General features: G+C 60.1%; 13 protein-coding genes. 6 read left to right on the top strand and 7 right to left on the bottom strand.

All coding sequences use genetic code 11. The annotated features are described in order from the left end of the window. Position 1 precedes the first annotated feature (1 nt). From waaF to JN524_RS27345, 3 genes are all read right to left on the bottom strand, one after another. On the bottom strand, positions 2-1036 hold the full coding sequence (gene waaF / locus JN524_RS15955; protein ID WP_027611364.1) for a lipopolysaccharide heptosyltransferase II: 1035 nt from the start codon (positions 1034-1036) through the stop codon (positions 2-4). Positions 1037-1207: 171 nt separating this feature from the next. Beyond that, entirely contained in the window at positions 1208-4147 is a 2940-nt protein-coding gene (gene glnE / locus JN524_RS15950) for a bifunctional [glutamate--ammonia ligase]-adenylyl-L-tyrosine phosphorylase/[glutamate--ammonia-ligase] adenylyltransferase (RefSeq protein ID WP_202369949.1), read from the bottom strand. After that, positions 4144-4269, bottom strand: coding sequence for a hypothetical protein (locus tag JN524_RS27345; protein WP_256198919.1), 126 nt, complete (start codon positions 4267-4269; stop codon positions 4144-4146). The genes glnE and JN524_RS27345 overlap by 4 nt, the downstream gene beginning before the upstream one ends. A 262-nt stretch (positions 4270-4531) precedes the next feature. On the opposite strand from JN524_RS27345, the gene aceE reads away from it, so the two are divergent. The 5 genes from aceE to msrA all read left to right on the top strand — a co-directional run bounded on the left by aceE (position 4532) and on the right by msrA (position 14618). Next, positions 4532-7177: a pyruvate dehydrogenase (acetyl-transferring), homodimeric type gene (aceE, locus tag JN524_RS15945; protein ID WP_003220999.1), complete on the top strand. Its 2646-nt coding sequence runs from the start codon at positions 4532-4534 to the stop codon at positions 7175-7177. A gap of 11 nt (positions 7178-7188) precedes the next feature. Next, positions 7189-9147 (top strand): dihydrolipoyllysine-residue acetyltransferase, encoded by a 1959-nt coding sequence (aceF, locus tag JN524_RS15940; protein ID WP_202369948.1) that lies wholly within the window; start codon positions 7189-7191, stop codon positions 9145-9147. A gap of 274 nt (positions 9148-9421) precedes the next feature. Beyond that, positions 9422-10819: an alkaline phosphatase D family protein gene (locus JN524_RS15935; RefSeq protein WP_202369947.1), complete on the top strand. Its 1398-nt coding sequence runs from the start codon at positions 9422-9424 to the stop codon at positions 10817-10819. A 253-nt stretch (positions 10820-11072) separates the two neighbouring features. Next, positions 11073-13769, top strand: coding sequence for a putative bifunctional diguanylate cyclase/phosphodiesterase (locus JN524_RS15930; RefSeq protein WP_047600764.1), 2697 nt, complete (start codon positions 11073-11075; stop codon positions 13767-13769). A 183-nt stretch (positions 13770-13952) separates the two neighbouring features. Next, positions 13953-14618 carry a peptide-methionine (S)-S-oxide reductase MsrA gene (gene msrA, locus JN524_RS15925; RefSeq protein ID WP_134785271.1) on the top strand — a complete coding sequence of 222 codons (666 nt, stop codon included), beginning with the start codon at positions 13953-13955 and terminating at the stop codon, positions 14616-14618. Between the two features lie 119 nt (positions 14619-14737). On the opposite strand, the gene JN524_RS15920 is transcribed toward msrA, so the two are convergent. After that, positions 14738-15577, bottom strand: a complete 840-nt coding sequence (locus tag JN524_RS15920; protein ID WP_003220988.1) for a 23S rRNA (adenine(2030)-N(6))-methyltransferase RlmJ — start codon at positions 15575-15577, stop codon at positions 14738-14740. A gap of 330 nt (positions 15578-15907) precedes the next feature. Here JN524_RS15920 and JN524_RS15915 point away from each other — a divergent pair, with 330 nt between their 5' ends. After that, on the top strand, positions 15908-16321 hold the full coding sequence (locus tag JN524_RS15915) for a hypothetical protein (protein ID WP_003220987.1): 414 nt from the start codon (positions 15908-15910) through the stop codon (positions 16319-16321). A 97-nt stretch (positions 16322-16418) separates the two neighbouring features. Here JN524_RS15915 and JN524_RS15910 read toward each other — a convergent pair whose 3' ends face one another. From JN524_RS15910 to JN524_RS15900, 3 genes are all read right to left on the bottom strand, one after another. After that, complete coding sequence (locus JN524_RS15910; protein WP_202369946.1) at positions 16419-16739, bottom strand: hypothetical protein; 321 nt, start codon at positions 16737-16739, stop codon at positions 16419-16421. A 326-nt stretch (positions 16740-17065) separates the two neighbouring features. Beyond that, on the bottom strand, positions 17066-17770 hold the full coding sequence (locus tag JN524_RS15905; protein ID WP_202369945.1) for a DUF4123 domain-containing protein: 705 nt from the start codon (positions 17768-17770) through the stop codon (positions 17066-17068). Then, positions 17760-19775 (bottom strand): type VI secretion system Vgr family protein, encoded by a 2016-nt coding sequence (locus JN524_RS15900; RefSeq protein ID WP_202369944.1) that lies wholly within the window; start codon positions 19773-19775, stop codon positions 17760-17762. The genes JN524_RS15905 and JN524_RS15900 overlap by 11 nt, the downstream gene beginning before the upstream one ends. Between the last annotated feature and the right edge of the window lie 340 nt (positions 19776-20115).

Here is a 20115-nt window from a genome sequence, read left to right as displayed (position 1 = left end):
CTTAATGAACCTCGACCACGGAGCCCTGCAGTTTCTGCAAGGCATCGTTGACCGCATCCGGCATCAGCTGGCGCAGGCAGTTGTAATGGCCGAACCGGCAGGTACGGTCGAAGCACGGGCTGCAATCGAGGCCCAACCGAACAATTTCGACGTGCTCGGCCAGCGGCGGGGTGAACCCCGGTGACGTCGAGCCGTAGACCGCCACCAGCGGACGGTTCAGCGCCGCCGCAACGTGCATCAGGCCGGAGTCGTTGGACACCACCGAGTCGGCACAGGACATAAGGTCAATGGCCTCGGCCAGCGAGGTGCCGCCGCTGAGGTTGACCGATTCTTCACGCAGGCCGGGAATCAGCCGTGCGCGAATGTCTTCGCCCACCGCGTGGTCGTTTTTCGAGCCGAACAGCCACACCTGCCAGCCTTCGCGAATCCGCGCTTCGGCAACCTTGGCGTAATGCTCGGACGGCCAGCGCTTGGATTCGCCGAACTCGGCCCCGGGGCACAGGGCCAACACCGGGCGGTCGAGGGTCAGGCCAAATTTCGCCAGCGCCGCTTCACGGGTCACCGGATCGATTTGCAGGCTCGGACGCGGATAAGGCTTCGGCAGCTCGGCGTTCGGCTCGTAAGCCAGGGCCATGAAGCGCTCGATCATCAGCGGATAACGCTCTTTATCCAGCGTGCGCACGTCATTGAGCAGGCCGTAGCGGAATTCGCCACGCCAGCCGGTGCGTTGTTTGATGCCGGCGAAGAATGGCACCAGCGCCGATTTCAGCGAGTTCGGCAGCAGGATGGCCTGATCGTACTGGCCGGCCAGGGACTTGCCGATTCGTCGACGCGTCGCCAGCTCCAGAGCGCCATGGCCGAGCGGAAAGCTCAAGGCCTTGCGCACTTCAGGCATGCGCTCAAGGATCGGCCGGCTCCACTCGGGGGCCAGCACGTCGATTTCGCATTGCGGGTGGCGCTGCTTGAGACACTGAAACAGTGTCTGCGCCATCACCATGTCACCGACCCAACTGGGCCCAACGATCAGAATATTCATGTGGTTTCCATAAACGAACCGGGGAGGCCAATGCCTCCCCGCCTCGAGAATCACTGAGGGAGCGGCGCTGCTTGCGATGGGTCATTACCTTCAACATGACTGTCGACTGTCACTCCGCTATCGCGAGCAGGCTCGCTCCCACAAGGTAATCGGTGCTTCAAATATCCGGTTTCAGCTTAGCCCCAACTCTTTCCAGATCCGCAATACCTGCCGGCGCTCCTCGACAAACTGGTCGCCTGCAATCACCCCGGCGTCCTTCTGCAAGGCCTGTCGGTGGGCGGCGGAGCGGTAGGCTTTATAGGCCTCACGCAGCAGGCTGGCATCTTCGGCAGGCATCAGCCCTTCGTGTTCCAGCTCTTCCAGAATGCGGATGTTATCGGTCCAGCGCAGCAATGGCGGGTGGCTGTGCGACCACGCCAGGGCCGCGTATTGCACCATAAATTCAATATCGACGATACCTCCGGCGTCCTGCTTGAGGTCGAACGGCGCCGTGGCCTCGAAGGCATTTGCCGCGGTGCCGGCCGCCGTGCTCTTGCTGCCGAGGTTATCGCGCATCTTGGCGCGCATCTCGCTGACTTCCTGTTGCAGCTTCGCCAGATCCCGCGCCTTGCCCAAAACCTGCGCGCGGACTTTCTCGAAGGCCTGGCCGACATCCTGACTGCCGACCAGCACCCGCGCCCGTACCAGGGCCTGATGTTCCCAGGTCCAGGCTTCATTTTCCTGATAGCGCTCAAACGCCCCGAGCGAGCTGACCAACAGCCCCGACGAGCCGGACGGGCGCAAACGCATGTCCACTTCATACAGCTGGCCGGAGTTGGTCTGCGCCGTCAGCAAGTGAATGATCCGCTGCCCCAGCCGAGTGAAGAACTGCGCGCCATCAATCGGCTTCGGTCCGTCGGTTTCCGCCTGCGGATCACCGTCATGGATGAACACCAGGTCCAGATCCGAACCATGCCCCAGTTCCAGCCCGCCGACTTTGCCATAACCGACAATGATGAAGCCGGGATCGCACAGGCTGCCGTCAGTTCGCAGCGGCGTGCCGTACTTGGCCACTGTCTGACGCCAGGCCAGCGCCAGCACTTGCTCGAGAATCGCTTCGGCCAGCCAGGTCAGGTAATCGCTGACTTTCATCAACGGCAGGCTGCCGGCGATTTCCGAGGCGGCGACGCGCAAGCGATGCGCCAGCTTGAAGTGGCGCAGGGCTTCCATCTGCTGTTCGAGGTCATCTTCGGGGATCCGCGTCAGGCGCTCGCGCAACTCGGCGGCCAGTTCCGGCGCCAGGGGCGGCTTGAACAGCCGGCCTTCGTTGAGCAATTCATCGAGCAGCAGCGGGAAGCGGGTGATCTGCTCGGCGATCCACGGACTGGCCGCACACAGCGTCAGCAAGCGCCGCAGGGCGCCGGGGTTTTCCGTCAGCAACACTAAATAAGCCGAACGTCGGGCCACGGCTTCGACCAGCGGCAGCACCCGCTCCAGCACCAGATCCGGGTTGTCATGCTCCACCGCCTGCGCCAGCAGGCGCGGGATAAACGCATCAAGACGCTCGCGACCCAGCCGCTGCATCGCGCGCAATTGCGGACTGCCGCGCAGACTCGCCAGCGCTTTCAGCGCTTTGCTCGCGTCCTTGAAGCCGCCCTCTTCCAGTTGCCGACAAGCGGCCTCTTCGTCCTGCGCCTCTTCCCACAGCGGCAACCACTCACCGCCCACCACCACTTCGCAGTCGGCGCCCTCTTCTTCATCGGGATCGGCGATCACCTGCGCAAAATGCCAGGCCACCCGACCACGCCAGAACATCAGCTTTTCGTGGAAGGCATGCCAATCGGCGAAACCAAGCATGAAGGCGATGCGCGCCTGATCCTGAGCGCCGTCCGGCAACATCTGGGTCTGGCGATCGGCAATCGCCTGGATCGCGTGCTCGGTGTAACGCAGGAATTCATAACCTTCGCGCAATTCACTGATCACTGCCGGCGGCAGATAGCCCTGCCCTTCCAGCGTGCTCAGCACCTTTAATAGAGGACGCTGTTGCAGGCTGAGGTCGCGCCCGCCGTGGATCAACTGGAAGGCCTGGGCGATGAACTCGACTTCGCGGATACCGCCGGAGCCGAGCTTGATGTTGTCGGCCATGCCCTTGCGCCGCACTTCCTGCTGGATCAACTGCTTCATGGTGCGCAGCGCTTCGATCGCCGAGAAGTCCAGATAACGCCGGTAGACGAACGGGCGCAGCATGTCGAGCAACTGCGCGCCAGCCGTTTGATCGCCAGCCACCACCCGCGCCTTGATCATCGCGTAGCGTTCCCAGTCGCGGCCCTGATCCTGGTAATACTGCTCGAGTGCATTGAAGCTCAGCACCAGCGCGCCGGACGAACCGTACGGGCGCAGGCGCATGTCGACGCGGAATACAAAGCCGTCGACGGTCATCGGGTCGAGGGCCTTGATCAGGCGCTGACCGAGGCGAATGAAGAATTCCTGATTATCCAGCGCGCGTTTCACACCGACGGTTTCGCCGCCCTCGGGATAGGCGAAGATCAGGTCGATGTCCGACGACAGATTCAACTCCACCGCGCCGAGCTTGCCCATGCCAAGGATCACCATCTGCTGCGGCAAGCCGCTGCGCCGGCCGGTCGGCGTGCCGAATTGCTGGCAATGGCGGCTGTACAGCCATTGGTAGGCCTGGTCGATGGTGGCGTCGGCCATGTCCGACAGGTCGCGGCAGGTCTGTACCAGATCGGCCTGGCGGTTCAAGTCACGCCAGATGATCCGCACTTGATGGCGTGCGCGCTGGCGACGCAGGACGCGTCCGAGTTCGTCTTCGCTTTGCGCGGTGTTCGCGGCGGCGGCAATCTGCGCGCACAATTCACCCGGTGCGAACGGCCGGTCGAGTTCGCCGGACTGCACCAGTGACAACAACATCAAAGGGTCACGAACGCTCTGTTCAATGACGAAATCGCTGGCGGCACTGACGCGGGCGAATTGCGCCCAGCGTTCCGGGGTCCACTTGGAGAAACCGTGATCGTCTTCCAGCGCGGCGACGGCCGTACGGAACGACTGCTCGGATCGAGTGACCAACGGCAGGAGAATGGCGGGGAGTTCAGCGAGCACGGGCAGGGTCATGGTCTATCCTTGATCGGCGTGTAAATGGCCGCTTGTAGTGTTTGATGAAAACCCGCTACGCGAAGGACTGTCGAACAAAAGTTAGAAATAGCTGAAATTTCTTCTTCTTTGGCATCCAGCATCAAACTTTCACCTTTTTCGGATGGTAATCGACCAACCTTAACGATTATTCTCACAACGCAGTCGGAGGCCACAAGCCTTTCCTCTGTAGTTTTACTACTCGTCTATACAGGCGAAAGGCTGAAATGCTCAAAGATTTGTAGTAAAACTACACGCCGCCGGAACAACCTGTCGGCAATCCAAGAATTTTAAATCGTCTGCCCACAAGGCCAGTCGCAAACTCAGGCAACCGATTCTGGAAGCCTTTCCGCCCTGGAGCAAGCCATGCAAGACCTCGATCCCGTCGAAACCCAGGAATGGCTGGACGCCCTGGAATCGGTTCTCGACAAAGAAGGCGAAGACCGTGCTCACTATCTGATGACCCGTATGGGTGAACTGGCGACCCGCAGCGGTTCGCAGCTCCCTTACGCCATCACCACGCCTTACCGCAACACCATCCCGGTAACCCACGAAGCACGCATGCCTGGCGACCTGTTCATGGAACGCCGCATTCGCTCGCTGGTGCGCTGGAACGCGATGGCCATGGTAATGCGTACGAACCTGAAAGATTCTGACCTGGGTGGTCACATCTCCAGCTTCGCCTCCAGCGCGACCCTGTATGACATCGGCTTCAACTACTTCTTCCAGGCCCCGACCGACGAACACGGCGGCGACCTGATCTACTTCCAGGGCCACACCTCGCCAGGCGTTTACGCCCGTGCATTCATGGAAGGCCGCATCACTGAAGACCAGATGAACAACTTCCGCCAGGAAGTCGACGGTCAGGGCCTGTCGTCCTACCCGCACCCTTGGCTGATGCCTGACTTCTGGCAGTTCCCGACCGTATCCATGGGCCTGGGTCCGATCCAGGCGATCTACCAGGCACGCTTCATGAAGTACCTGGAACACCGCGGTTTCATCCAGCCGGGCAAACAGAAAGTCTGGTGCTTCCTGGGCGACGGCGAGTGCGACGAGCCGGAATCCCTCGGTGCGATCTCCCTGGCCGGCCGCGAGAAGCTGGACAACCTGATCTTCGTCATCAACTGCAACCTGCAGCGCCTCGACGGCCCGGTTCGCGGCAACGGCAAGATCATCCAGGAACTCGAAGGCGTGTTCCGCGGTGCACAGTGGAACGTGACCAAAGTCATCTGGGGCCGTTTCTGGGACCCACTGCTGGCCAAAGACGTCGACGGCATCCTGCAACGTCGCATGGACGAAGTCATCGACGGCGAGTACCAGAACTACAAAGCCAAAGACGGCGCGTTCGTTCGCGAGCACTTCTTCAACACGCCTGAACTCAAGGCGATGGTTGCCGACCTGTCCGACGACGAGATCTGGAAACTCAACCGTGGCGGCCACGACCCGTACAAGGTCTATGCGGCGTACCACGAAGCGGTCAACCACAAAGAACAACCAACCGTCATCCTGGCCAAGACCATCAAGGGTTATGGCACCGGTGCCGGCGAAGCGAAAAACACTGCGCACAACACCAAGAAAGTCGATGTCGACAGCCTGAAGCTGTTCCGCGACCGCTTCGACATCCCGGTCAAGGACGAAGAGCTGGAGAACCTGCCGTTCTTCAAGCCAGAGCCAAACAGCGCCGAAGCCCGCTACCTGAGCGAGCGCCGTGCCGCACTGGGCGGTTTCGTACCGCAGCGCCGCGCGCAGAGCTTCAGCGTACCGACCCCGGACCTGGACACCCTGAAAGCCATCCTCGACGGCTCGGGCGACCGTGAAATTTCCACCACCATGGCCTTCGTGCGGATCCTCGCGCAACTGGTCAAGGACAAGGAAATCGGCCCGCGCATCGTGCCGATCATCCCGGACGAAGCCCGTACCTTCGGTATGGAAGGCATGTTCCGTCAGCTGGGCATCTACTCCTCCGTCGGCCAGCTCTACGAGCCAGTCGATAAAGACCAGGTGATGTTCTACAAGGAAGACCAGAAAGGTCAGATCCTTGAAGAAGGCATCAACGAAGCGGGCGCCATGAGTTCCTTCATCGCTGCCGGTACTTCGTACTCCAGCCACAACCAGCCGATGCTGCCGTTCTACATCTTCTACTCGATGTTCGGCTTCCAGCGTATCGGTGACCTGGCCTGGGCCGCTGGCGACAGCCGTACCCGTGGCTTCCTGATCGGCGGCACCGCCGGCCGTACCACCCTGAACGGTGAAGGCCTGCAGCACGAAGACGGTCACAGCCACCTGCTGGCCGCGACCATCCCGAACTGCCGCACCTACGATCCAACCTACGGCTACGAGCTGGCGGTGATCATTCAGGACGGCATGAAGAAGATGACCGAAGAGCAACAGGACATCTTCTACTACATCACCGTGATGAACGAGTCGTACCAGCAGCCAGCCATGCCGGCCGGTGCCGAAGAAGGCATCAAGAAAGGCATGTACCTGCTCGAAGAAGACACCCGCGATGCGGCGCATCACGTACAACTGATGGGCTCCGGCACCATCCTGCGTGAAGTACGTGAAGCGGCGAAGATTCTGCGTGAAGAGTTCAACATCGGCGCTGACGTATGGAGCGTTACCAGCTTCAACGAACTGCGTCGCGACGGCCTGGCCGTAGAGCGCAGCAACCGTCTGAAGCCTGGCCAGAAGCCTAAGCAGAGCTACGTTGAAGAGTGCCTGAGCGGCCGTAAAGGTCCGGTCATCGCTTCTACCGACTACATGAAGTTGTTCGCCGAGCAGATCCGTCAGTGGGTACCGTCCAAGGAATTCAAAGTCCTGGGCACCGACGGTTTCGGCCGCAGCGACAGCCGCAAGAAACTGCGTCATTTCTTCGAAGTCGACCGTCATTTCGTGGTGTTGGCAGCCCTGGAAGCACTGGCTGACCGTGGTGATATCGAACCTAAAGTGGTGGCCGAGGCCATCGTCAAGTTCGGCATCGACCCGGAAAAACGCAACCCACTGGACTGCTGAGGAGACATTTTGTGAGCGAACTCATTCGCGTACCTGACATCGGCAGCGGTGAAGGTGAAGTAATTGAACTGTTTGTGAAGGTCGGCGACCGTATCGAAGCCGACCAGAGCATCCTGACCCTGGAATCGGACAAGGCCAGCATGGAAGTGCCGGCCCCGAAAGCCGGCGTCATCAAGAGCCTGAAAGTCAAGCTGGGCGACCGTCTGAAAGAAGGCGACGAACTGCTTGAGCTGGAAGTCGAGGGCGCCGCGCAAGCGGCCCCAGCGCCTGCTGCTGCACCGGCTGCAAAAGCTGAAGCCAAACCGGCTGCCGCCCCTGCTGCTGCCGCGCCAGCCGCTGCCCCTGCTGCCGCTTCGGTGCAGCAAGTGCACGTGCCGGACATCGGTTCCTCGGGCAAGGCGCAGATCATCGAGATCCAGGTCAAGGTCGGCGACACCGTCGAGGCTGATCAATCTTTGATCACCCTGGAATCCGACAAGGCGAGCATGGAAATCCCGTCGCCTGCCGCGGGCGTGGTCAAGGCCATCAGCGTCAAGCTCAACGACGAAGTCGGCACCGGCGACCTGATTCTGGATCTGGAAGTGGCGGGTGCTGCGGCCCCGGCTGCGGCCGCTCCGGCTCAGGCCGCTGCGCCAGCCGCTGCTGCGCCTGCTCCTGCGGCAGCCCCGGCTGCTCCAGTGGCTGACAGCGTTCAGGACATCCACGTTCCGGACATTGGTTCGGCCGGCAAGGCCAAGATCATCGAAGTCCTGGTCAAGGCTGGTGACAGCGTTGAAGCCGACCAGTCTCTGATCACCCTCGAATCCGACAAGGCAAGCATGGAAATCCCATCGCCTGCCGCTGGCGTGGTGGAAAGCATTTCCATCAAGCTGGACGACGAAGTCGGCACCGGCGACCTGATCCTCAAGCTGAAAGTCAAAGGCGCAGCCCCTGCTGCTGCCCCGGCTCCAGCTGCCGCCGCTGCGCCAAGCGCTCCGGCACCGGCCGCTGCTGCTCCGGCTGCCGCTGCACCTGCTGCTGCCGCTCCGGTTGCTGCTCCGGCCAAGCCTGGCGCGAAAGTTCACGCCGGCCCTGCCGTGCGTCAACTGGCCCGCGAGTTCGGCGTCGAGCTGAGCGCTGTAGGCGCCAGCGGTCCGCACGGTCGCATCCTCAAGGAAGACGTGCAGGTTTACGTCAAGGCGATGATGCAGAAGGCCAAGGAAGCACCGGCCGCTGGCGGCGCAACCGGTGGCGCGGGCATCCCGCCGATCCCGGTCGTGGACTTCAGCCGCTTCGGTGAAATCGAAGAAGTGCCGATGACCCGCCTGATGCAGGTCGGTGCTGCCAACCTGCACCGCAGCTGGCTGAACGTGCCGCACGTGACGCAATTCGACTCGGCGGACATCACCGAGCTGGAAGCCTTCCGTGTTGCGCAAAAAGCCGTTGCGGAGAAAGCCGGCGTCAAGCTGACCATCCTGCCGCTGCTGCTCAAGACCTGCGCGCACCTGCTCAAGGAGCTGCCGGACTTCAACAGTTCGCTGGCGCCAAGCGGCAAGGCGATCATTCGCAAGAAGTACGTCAACATCGGTTTCGCGGTCGACACCCCGGATGGCCTGCTGGTACCGGTCATCAAGAACGTCGACCAGAAGAGCCTGCTGCAACTGGCCGCAGAAGCTGCTTCGCTGGCTGAAAAAGCCCGCACCAAGAAGCTCTCTTCGGACGAGATGCAAGGCGCCTGCTTCACCATTTCCAGCCTTGGCCACATTGGCGGCACCGGCTTCACGCCGATCGTCAACGCGCCGGAAGTGGCGATCCTCGGTGTTTCCAAGGCAACCATCCAGCCAGTCTGGGACGGCAAAGCCTTCCAGCCGAAACTGATGCTGCCACTGTCGCTGTCCTACGATCACCGCGTGATCAACGGCGCTGCTGCTGCACGCTTCACCCAGCGTCTGGGCAGCCTGCTGGGCGACATCCGCACCATCCTGCTGTAAAGCGTTCGGCCCTCCGGCAACGGAGGGCCGATTGCGTCCCACGTTTTCGAGCGCCACACGCTCGTACCTCAACCCCGTCAGTTTGACGGGGCTTTTTTTTGCCTGGAAAAAATCCAACGCATCTTCCTACAAGTTCGGTTTACTTGAACTACAAACGCAGTCGAATTCGTCTCGATATTTTTCCTCTACAGACAACTAATCTCTGCCCTCAGCTTAAATAGCGATCTTCCTGCGTTATTTATATAAAACGAAACTTACTCGAACGGACTCGAATATGTTCAAGCCAACTATTGGCCCGATTATCGGCCACACTACAACCAGTCACGCGCGCATATTCATGCGCGCAGACAACCAGGGGAAAGCACCGGTATTTGCCGCCATTCGTTATCGCACGGCTGGAACACAACAATGGTCAGCCGGCTCTTTCGCCGAACCCAGTGCGCTGCACGATATGACCGAAGTGTTTACCCTCAACAACTTGAGCAGCGACACCGAATATGAATACCAGACCGGCTGGTTCAGCCCGATGAATCCGGTACATACCGTGGACAGCGTCGCCGAACTGCCGCTGCAGTGGCCACGGGAAATCTATCGACTGCGCACCCGCTCCAGCCAGGCCCTGCAGCCAAAAGCCTATATCGTCGGCTCCTGCCGCTACTTGAGAATGACCGCGGGCGTGCCGGTACTGCCCCGCCTGGGTGACCGGATCTTTGCCTCCATCAACCAGTTGATCGAAGGCGCGCAACCGCCGATCAGTGCCACCTTGATGACGGGCGATCAGATTTATGTCGACGACCTTAATGTGTTCGCACCTGATCGTGAATATAAGGAAATTCTCAGAAAGTACCGTACGGCATTCTCTCAGCCAAACATTCAACGCCTGATGTCCGGCACAGCGACTTACATGATCCTGGATGATCACGAAATCGAAGATAACTGGCCGGCGAACGCCAGCAAGTCAGATCAAGCGTTATATCGCAACGCCATGGCCGCCTATGAAATCTATCAAGTCAGCCATAGCCCGGCGCATGAACTTACAACTAACGAAAAGGTGAATCGGGCAAAACTCGAGCACTACTGGTATCAATTCAGTGACGGCGATATCGAATGGTTCGTGACCGACACCCGCACCCGCCGCAACCTGTCAACTGACGATCGCCGCATACTCGATGAAGCGCAGGAACAGGCACTGCTCGAATGGTTGATCAACAGCCCGGCGCGGGTGAAATTCGTCGTGACCAGCGTCATGTTCTACCCGGATCGCAAACTGCTTGGCGACGACGCCTGGAAAGCCTTCCCGGAGCAGCGCCTGCGCCTGCTGGAAACCATCCGCACCCGGCGCATCAAGAATGTCGTGTTTGTCTCGGGCGATGTGCATGGCTCGCTGACCTCGCGCCTGATGCATAGTGAAGACCCGGATTTCGAAGTCCACACCATCGTTTCCTCGCCGCTGTGCAACAGCAAGCTGTTGCCCTACGCCAAGGCGTCGACATTCATCCTCGATCAGCCGCTGGCGCGCACGGCCGCGGGCGATTATTGGCATGAATTGACCAGCGCGGTGGTCAGTGAGGACAACTTCGCCCATGTGGTGGTCGAGACTGATCAGATTTTGATCAATTATCATGATCGTGATGGTAAACGTCTGCAGTCGATTGGCCTGAAATTGCGTTGAATTCTTAAAAGATCGCAGCCTTCGGCAGCTCCTACATCGGTACGGATTCCCTGCAGGAGCTGCCGCAGGCTGCGATCTTTTGCTCTTTTCAACCACCCACTGGAGAAATGTCCCGAGCGGCCGACACATTCTTATAGCACTTGGCCTTCATCTCTCTTGTCAGTCGGTGCCGCAATGATGCAACCTTGCCGCAGGCAACAGTAAAGAGGGCGAGAGCCCGGCGCGTTCAGCATATTTCCAAGCGAGTTCCTTCATGAAGAGCCAACCCGATGCCGCCAGCCGTATGGCGGCCGAGGTAGTGACGCAGTTGCCTGTGCCCTCGCGGCTCGGCATGCTGCGTTTCGAGCGCTTGAATGAAGCCAGTTGGGCGATGCTGTTTCTCGATCCCAATTGCGAACGCCAGTTCGGCCAGCCGGCCGTCGAGCTCTGTGCACTGGTCGGCTCGCCATACGCCAGCCTGATGGAGCCCGAAGCGCGCTATCAACTGCACGACACCATTCAGCAGCAACTGCGCGACAGCCCGCATTATCTGGTGCGCTACACCCTGCACACCGCCGCCGGCGTGCTGAGCATCCTCGAACTGGGCGAAGCCTATAAACAGCACAATCGACACTTGCTGCGCGGGTATCTGTTGGCGGTCGATGACGTGTTCGACGAAGCGCCGACGCTGCCGTCCGTTGACCTCGAAACCCAGAACTCGCGCCTGCAGATCGCCCTCGAACTCAACCAACGTGCCCAGCAGGAACAACTGCAGCACCTTGATCGGGTGCGCGCCCAGCAGGATCTGATTCTGCTGCTCGCCCGCCAGCGCTACAGCAGCCACAACTCGCTGCAGGAAGCCGCCGAACTGATCACCCGCTGCGCCTGCGATATCTATGAAATCGACTGCGCCAGCCTGTGGAACCTCGAAGGCAATCTGCTGGTGCCGATTTCCGCGTATCACCGCGCGACGCAGGAATACATCCTGCCGGAGGTGATCGACATCAGCGGCTTCCCCGACTACATGGAAGCGCTGCACGGCAGCCGCGCCATCGACGCGCACAATGCGATGCGCGACCCGCGTACCCGCGAGATGGCCGAAGCCCTTCGCCCGCGCGACGTCAACGCGATGCTCGACGCCAGCATCCGGGTCGACGGCCAGGTGGTCGGCGTGCTCTGCCTGGAGCAGACCGGCGTCACCCGCGCCTGGCAGTCCGACGAAATCGCCTTTGCCGGTGAGCTGGCCGACCAGTTCGCCCAGGTCATCAACAATCACAACCGCCGCACCGCCACCAGCGCCCTGCACCTGTTCCAGCGCGCGGTCGAGCAAAGTGCCAACGCCTTTCTGCTGGTCAATTGCGACGGCGTGGTCGAGTATGTCAACCCGAGCTTCACCGCGATTACCCAGTACTCCACCGAGGAAGTCCACGGCCAGCGTCTGTCGGAACTGCCGGCTCTGGAGAACCTCAGCGAATTGCTGTTCGACGCACCCTCGGCGCTGGCCAAGAGCAACAGCTGGCAGGGCGAATTCAAGAGCCGGCGCAAAAACCTCGAACCCTACTGGGGCCAGCTGTCGATCTCCAAAGTGTATGGCGACAACCGTGAGCTGACGCACTACATCGGCATCTACGAAGACATCACCCAGACCAAACTCGCGCAGCAGCGCATCGAACGCCTGGCCTACACCGACAACCTGACCAACCTCGGCAACCGTCCGGCGTTTATTCGCAATCTGGACGAACGCTTCGCCCGCGACAGCGACACGCCGATCAGCCTGCTGCTGGTGGACATCGATAACTTCAAGCGGATCAACGACAGCCTCGGTCACCAGACCGGCGACAAACTGTTGATCAGCCTCGCCCGGCGCCTGCGCAACAGCCTCAGCCCGAGCGGCAGCCTTGCGCGCTTCGCCAGTAACGAATTTGCAGTGCTGCTCGACGACACCGACCTCGCCACCGGCCAGCAGATCGCCAACCAATTGCTGGCGACCCTCGACAAACCGATGTTCGTCGACAACCAGCTGATCAGTGTCACCGGCTCCGTGGGCCTGGCATGTGCGCCGCTGCATGGCCGCGATCCGCAGACCTTGATGCGCAACGCCGGCCTCGCGCTGCACAAGGCCAAGGCCAACGGCAAACATCAGGTCCAAGTGTTCACCGAAGCGTTGAATGCCGAGGCCAGTTACAAGCTGTTCGTCGAGAACAACCTGCGCCGCGCCCTGACCCAGAATGAGCTGGACGTGTTCTACCAGCCCAAGCTGTGCCTGCGCAGCGGTCGCCTGCTGGGCATGGAAGCGCTGTTGCGCTGGAACCACCCGGAGCGCGGCATGATCCGCCCGGATCAGTTCATCAGCGTTGCCGAAGAGACCGGCCTGATCATCCCGATCGGCAAGTGGATTGCGCGTCAGGCCTGCCGCATGAGCAAGGCGCTGACCGCCGCTGGCCTGGGCAATCTGCAAGTGGCGATCAACCTCTCGCCGAAGCAGTTCTCAGACCCGGATCTGGTCGCCTCAATCGCCAACATCCTCAAGGAAGAAGCGCTGCCGGCCAATCTGCTCGAACTGGAGCTGACCGAAGGCCTGCTGCTGGAAGCCACCGAAGACACGCACTTGCAACTCGACCAGCTCAAGCGCCTGGGCCTGACCCTGGCCATGGACGACTTCGGCACCGGTTATTCGTCGCTCAGCTACCTGAAGAAATTCCCGATCGACATCATCAAGATCGATCGCAGCTTCATCCACGAAATCCCCGACAATCAGGACGACATGGAAATCACCTCCGCGGTGATCGCCATGGCCCACAACCTGAAACTCAAAGTCGTGGCCGAAGGCATCGAGACCGCCGAGCAACTGGCGTTCCTGCGTCGCCACCGTTGCGACGTCGGCCAGGGCTACCTGTTCGACCGGCCGATCCCCGGCGCCGAGCTGATCCAGGCGCTCAAGCGCTATCCGCGCGGGCCGCTGTGCCTCTAAGCCCGGTCGCCCTTTCATGTAGGAGCTGCCGAAGGCTGCGATCTTTTGATCCTGTTTTTTAAAGACAAGATCAAAAGATCGCAGCCTGCGGCAGCTCCTACATTGGGTAGTGATTAAACGGGCATCATTCGGCACACTGGCGGTCTGACTTTTTACATCCCATCCTGACTGAGAGGAACGATCATGGTTCTGCGCTCGGAAATTCTGGTGAACAAAAACGTGCTACCGACCAAAGATCAAGCTCTGCCCGGCCGCGAAACCGCGATGACCCTGCCTGAAAAGCATTTCGTCTTCGAAGAAACTCCGCTGCTCGGCCCGTTTTTCCAGGACGTCGACTTTGCGATTTTCGGCCTGGGTTGCTTCTGGGGTGCGGAGCGCCGCTTCTGGCAGCGCGAAGGCGTGGTCAGCACCGTGGTCGGCTACGCCGGCGGCTACACGCCGAACCCGACCTACGAAGAAGTCTGCTCAGGCCTGACCGGTCACGCCGAAGTGGTGCTGGTGGTGTATGACAAGGCCAAGGTCAGCTACGAAGAACTGCTGGCGATGTTCTGGGAACTGCACAACCCTACGCAGGGCATGCGACAGGGCAACGACATCGGCACCCAGTACCGTTCGGTGATCTACGCGACCACGCCTGAACAACTGGACGCTGCGCTGAAGAGCAAAGCGCTGTATCAGGCTGAACTGTCGAAGGCGGGTCTGGGAGAAATCAGCACCGAAATCGAGCAGGCGCCGACCGTGTACTTCGCAGAGGCGTATCACCAGCAATATCTGGCGAAGAACCCTGAGGGCTATTGCGGGATTGGCGGCACCGGCGTGTGCATGCCACCGAGTCTGGCGGGTAATTGATTAAAGTCTGAAAGAAAAAGATCGCAGCCTTCGGCAGCTCCTACAGGTCCGCGTATGTGTGGACGACACTGAACTTGTAGGAGCTGCCGCAGGCTGCGATCTTTTGATCTTGCGGTTGATCAGCTCTCGGCAATCAACCAATCCATCTGCCACCCACCCTGGGTCTGCCCAAGCTTCTTCGACAACCACGGCAGCAGCTCACGCAACTCTTCCTCCAGCCCCCACGGCGGATTGGCAATCGCCATCCCCGAGCCGTTCAGGCTGTTCGGCGTATCCAGCGGATGCACCAGCAACTCCACGCGCAGCAACTTCGGCGCGCCGGTACCGGCCAGATCCTGATAGAAACGTCGCAGCGCACGCTGGTCCTTTACCGGGTACCAGATCGCCGCCACGGTTTGGCGCATCCGGCCAATCGCTTCTTTCAGCGACGCCGCACACTTTTGCATCTCGTCGAGCTGTTCGAACGGCGGATCAATCAACATCACCGCGCGTTTCTCCTGCACCGGCAACATCGCCCGCGCCACATGCCAGCCCTCGCCCAGATGCACCTTGACCCGACGGTCGCCGGCCATGTTCTCTTTTAGCTGCACGCCATCTTCCGGGTGCTTCTCGTTGAGCATCACCCGGTCCTGCGGCCGCGTCAGACGCCGCGCCAACTCCGGCGAACCCGGGTAGTAGCGCAACTGGCCATCCGGGTTCATCTCGTGCAGCACCTTCATGTAGTCGGCGGTCAGCGCCGGCAAATCCGGCTGATCCCACAACCGCGCGATGCCTTCCAGGTACTCGCCGGTACGGTTCGCCTGATCGCCCTGCAGGTCATACAGACCGATACCGGCGTGCGTGTCGAGATAGGCAAACGGCTGCTCCTTGCGCGACATCAGGGCGATGAGGCGGGTCAAGGTCAGGTGTTTGAACACATCGGCGTGATTGCCGGCATGGAAGGCGTGACGATAATTCATGGCTGCTCCTGCGAGGGCCGTGAAGTTTACCTTTTACCGGGCGGCAAGTCAGGGGTTGGCGGCCGAGCGGACAAAAGCCGGCCCTCACCCTAACCCTCTCCCGGAGGGAGAGGGGACTGACGGTGGTGATCTTGCGAGTTACATCGACCTGAATGACCAGCGTGATCTCAGGCTTGGCCAACTGACGTTCACCACCGAAGGCGCAGGTCGGCGTACATCACCCAGACAACTCGGTCAGTCCCCTCTCCCTCTGGGAGAGGGCTAGGGTGAGGGGCTTTGCTTTTATGGCGTTAAACTGGCGAACCATGAACGACAGGAAGTCAAAAACTCATGCAATATCTGATCATCTGCTTATTCAGCCTGCTTAGCCCATACCTCGCCCTTGCCGACGAAACTCACATTGAACAGGCACGCCAGTCACTAAAAAACTACGGACTGAGCCACTGCATTCTGAAGCCATTCAACGAACGCTCCGCGCTGGAAAAAGACATCGCACTGTCCGCCAATGCCTATTCGTTCATGGGCAAAGGCATGCATACCATTTTGCAAAATGAAGACACGCTCCAGGTGCTGCACGATCCCTACAAAGAAACCCGAAACTACGTGTTGGCGGCTTACGAGCAGAAACCCTCAAACAGTAAATACTCGAATGAAAAAGTAGTGTTTTTTGGGTGCATGAAGGTCTACAACTCCGAGGCGTTCGACCGCTTTATCAAAACTCAGGATGCGTATATCGCTGATTGAGCCAAAGTCCAAAGATCGCAGCCTTCGGCAGCTCCTACACAGGATTGGCGTTCCCCCCTGTAGGAGCTGCCGAAGGCTGCGATCTTTTGCTCTTTTTTCAGGCCGGCATCGCGTTCAAGCGTTTGCCGATGACATCCAGCACATCGCAGCCGTCACGCAGCGGAATGGCGCAGAGCATGGCGAAGTCGCTGAGGATGATGGAGTCGCATTCGACCGAGCCGCGCATGCACATGTTTTCCAGCACCTGGATCACGGCGCGGATGCGGTGGTTGGCGGCGTCCATGAGGATGTCGAGGGGGACTTGGGTGTCGATGAACAGGGTGGGCATGTCGCTGCAGTTGCCGGTCAGGGCCATGAAGCGGTTATCGGGATGGGGGATGATTTTTTCGTAGGGTGGGTCGGGTTTAAGCATCGTCATATTTTCTACCATGGATGTGAAAATGAACTGCCTCGCTCCTTCCTACGGGATCGGGTGGCAGCTGTGCACGGGAGTAGGAACCGACCCATGGAATTCGGCCACGCCAAAGCGTGCCCCGCACACAGCCGCCGCTAAAGATATTGCTGGCACAAGTTACATGTCGCAATTAAATCAACAGCGCTGATGCACCATAGGTAACGGGTTCCTACACCCTGCCACCACTCTCGCAGTGACAACGAAAAGACTATCCCCGCAACCCACCGCCCACCAGTTCATGAAATCCGCCGCAACTCGCGGGAAATTTCCGAAGCCTTCGCCCGGAAATTTCATTCTGCTTCGTCCTGCAAATACGCCAACAGCACCGATGGCGACGATTCTTCCGACGCCGAAACCTGAAAAAACTGCCGAACCTTGCAGCGCAACACAGCCTGCGGAAACGCCTCGTACAGCGCCGGATGCTCCTCGCTCAGCCACTGCAACGCATTGCCGATCCGGGCTGCACTCCCTGCTGAAGTCACTACCGAATCAGGCACTTTCCACCAGGGAAACACCCGCCCCGAAACCTGCGCCCTGCCCCCGATATCCACGGCCTGTCCATTGATCAAGCCGCGCGAGATCACCGGCATCAACTGCGCCGATTGCACTTCATCGGACTGCAGGATCGGCAACAAAAACCGCCCATCCCAGAAGCGAAAAAACACCGCTGTGCCGTCCGGCATCAGCACTTGAGTCAGGCTGCGAAAGTGCTCAACTACCACCTCCAGGCTCGCCGAGGACACCGCCAACCACCCCCAGTCGCGAGACTCGGTAGAGGCCACCCAATCGAGAAACTCACTGTCCGCCGCGACAATTCCCACGAAGGGCATCACCGCGTCCCACTCGGCGTAGATCGTCTCTGCCCAGATCGGGCTCGGTGTAACCAGTGGAGGCCTGGCGTCGCTAGCGTTACTGAAAATCGCAAACAGTTGCTCCGCAGGTTTCAGCGGTGCACGCGCCAACCACTCTGCAGGTGTGAGGCACTCAGGCAGCACAGACACCGTCCTTGCAACGCTCGCACTCTTCGCAGAATGGTGCATCACCTTTAAAGCTCATGATTTGCGCAGCAGTGAGCATGGCTGCTGGTGATGCTGCGAGTTTTGCCGGCAACCCCGGCACACTCGGCGCCGCGCTCATCGCCGCCATTGGCGCCCCACCCACGACAATCGGCACGCTACTGAAAATCCCGCCGGGACCGATGTTGATCCATTGCCCGCCGGCCTGAATCGTCGCGCTCGCGCCACCGTCGATCACCACTTGTTGCCCGGCACTGACGTGAATTTGTGCGCTCGCACTGGTTGCCTGACTACTCACCCGAATATGCCGATCACCAATAACCGTGAGGTGATCGTCCTGTTTCACTTCGGTCTGGCGCTGGCCGTGGGTGATGCGCTGCTCGTCGGCCTTGAGTTCATGGCTGGCAAGGCCAGTGACGACAATGCTGCGCTGGTTGTCGACCTGCACCTGCTGGTCGTGCAGGACATGCTGCGTCCAGTTGCGCTGGGCGCGCAGGTAGATTTCTTCGGCACCCTTTTTGTCCTCGATGCGCAGCTCGTTGTAACCGCCACCACCGGGGCTGCTCTGGCTGCGGAAGATGCTGCGGGTCTGGTCGGTGGGCAGGTCCAACGGCAGCGGAGTTGCGGCGTTTGGCAGGCAACCCATCACCAACGGTTTGTCGGCATCAGCGCCGATGAAACCGACCAGCACTTCCATGCCGACCCGCGGGATCAGCACGCTGCCGTAATGATCATGCGCCCAACCCGTGGCAACGCGCAGCCAGCAACTGGAATGCTCGTTGAGCTCGCCGTCACGATCCCAGGCCAGTTGCACCTTGACCCGGCCATATTCGTCGCAGTGGATTTCCGTGTCTTGCGGCCCGGTGACGACGGCAGGTTGATAGCCGAGCATCCGTGGTTTTTCCGGCCCCAACGCCGGGCGAAAGAACACCTCCCACGGCGTGGCAAGAAAGGTATTACGGTAACCCTGGAATGTTTCCCCATCGCTGGTCACCGATTCCTCCAGCACTTGCGGCTGTCGGCCATGATGCTCGATGGCGGTGAGCAGCCACAGGTCATTCCAGTCCTGGCGCGGATGCTCGCTCAGTTGCAGGAAATGTCCGCAAACCAGTGCGGATACGTCGCTGATGCCCTCAGCCTGACGGTAGTCGGCGACATGCCTTTCCAGCGTACGTTGCGCCAGTTGCCTGCCGGTTTCTCGATCGTTGAATTGGCCGGGAAAGTGATAGTCCTCGAGCACCGGACGCTGCTCACTGTCGCTGCGGCTTTGCAGTTGCAGTCGCGGCTTTTCGAAGTTGTAGTCGCGCCGGGTGACCACGCTGGTACGGGTTTCCACTCGGACATTGAAGCGCTTGATCGCCGGCGCCGTCGACGCCATGCCGCTGCCCGGCAGATACAGTGTCGGCTCGGCCAGGCGCTGAAACACCGTTTGATCGTCGCCGAACACCAACAGATGGCCTTCGGGACTGTGCTGAAAGTGGTAATGAATGCCGACCTCGGCACACAGCCGCTGGATGAACGCCAGATCGCTCTCGGCGTATTGCACGCAATATTCCCGCACTGGGTAATCGCTGCCGAGGCGGAACTCGAAGGCATCGCGCAGGATTGCGTGATCCTTGAGGATCTGCACAACGATCTGTGGAACCGTCTGATGCTGAAAAATCCGCTGGTTGATGCGGTGACCGAGGTAGGTCAGACGCGACACCAGGCTCAGGTGGTAGCGCGTCAGACGTTTCCCGGAATCGCCCTGCCCGACCTGATAAATCTGACCATGAATGCCGCTGCCATCTGCATCGAAGCTCAGAAACGCCTGACGGTGCAGCAGGCTTTCGAGGTCCAGATCCAGACGCTCACTGACCAGTTCCAGCTCGAAACGAAAGGGTTGGCTGATGGCTTCCTTGCCCGTGAACTCAAGGACTTTGAGATCAACTTGGGCGCCTTCGAGGGTCAACGTGAAACGCGGTTGATTGGCAGGCGCGAACATCCGATGTCTCTCTGCAAAATGAGGGCGGGCGATTCTGCATGAGGGGCAAGGGGTGTTGGGCGGGTGACGGGAAAATCAGATTTGCCCTACTTTCACTGCCGAAAAAACCTTCGGCTATTGGCGCAATCGACTACAGACATATCCCCCAAAACCACCACTGGAACTGTGGGAGCTGGCTTGCCAGCGATGAGGCCGGCACATTCAACTTATGCGCTCACTGACACACCGCCATCGCTGGCAAGCAAGCTCCCACAGGGTTCTCCATGTTCTTGAGAAATCACAGACATAAAAAACGGCCCGCCTCCTTGTAGGAAACGGGCCGTACTTTGGTGAGCCGAAG

Origin of the sequence: Pseudomonas sp. MWU318 (assembly GCF_016756945.1) — a bacterium.
Classification (GTDB): domain Bacteria; phylum Pseudomonadota; class Gammaproteobacteria; order Pseudomonadales; family Pseudomonadaceae; genus Aquipseudomonas; species Aquipseudomonas putida_A.
This window is presented reverse-complemented; position numbering and strand designations above follow the sequence as displayed.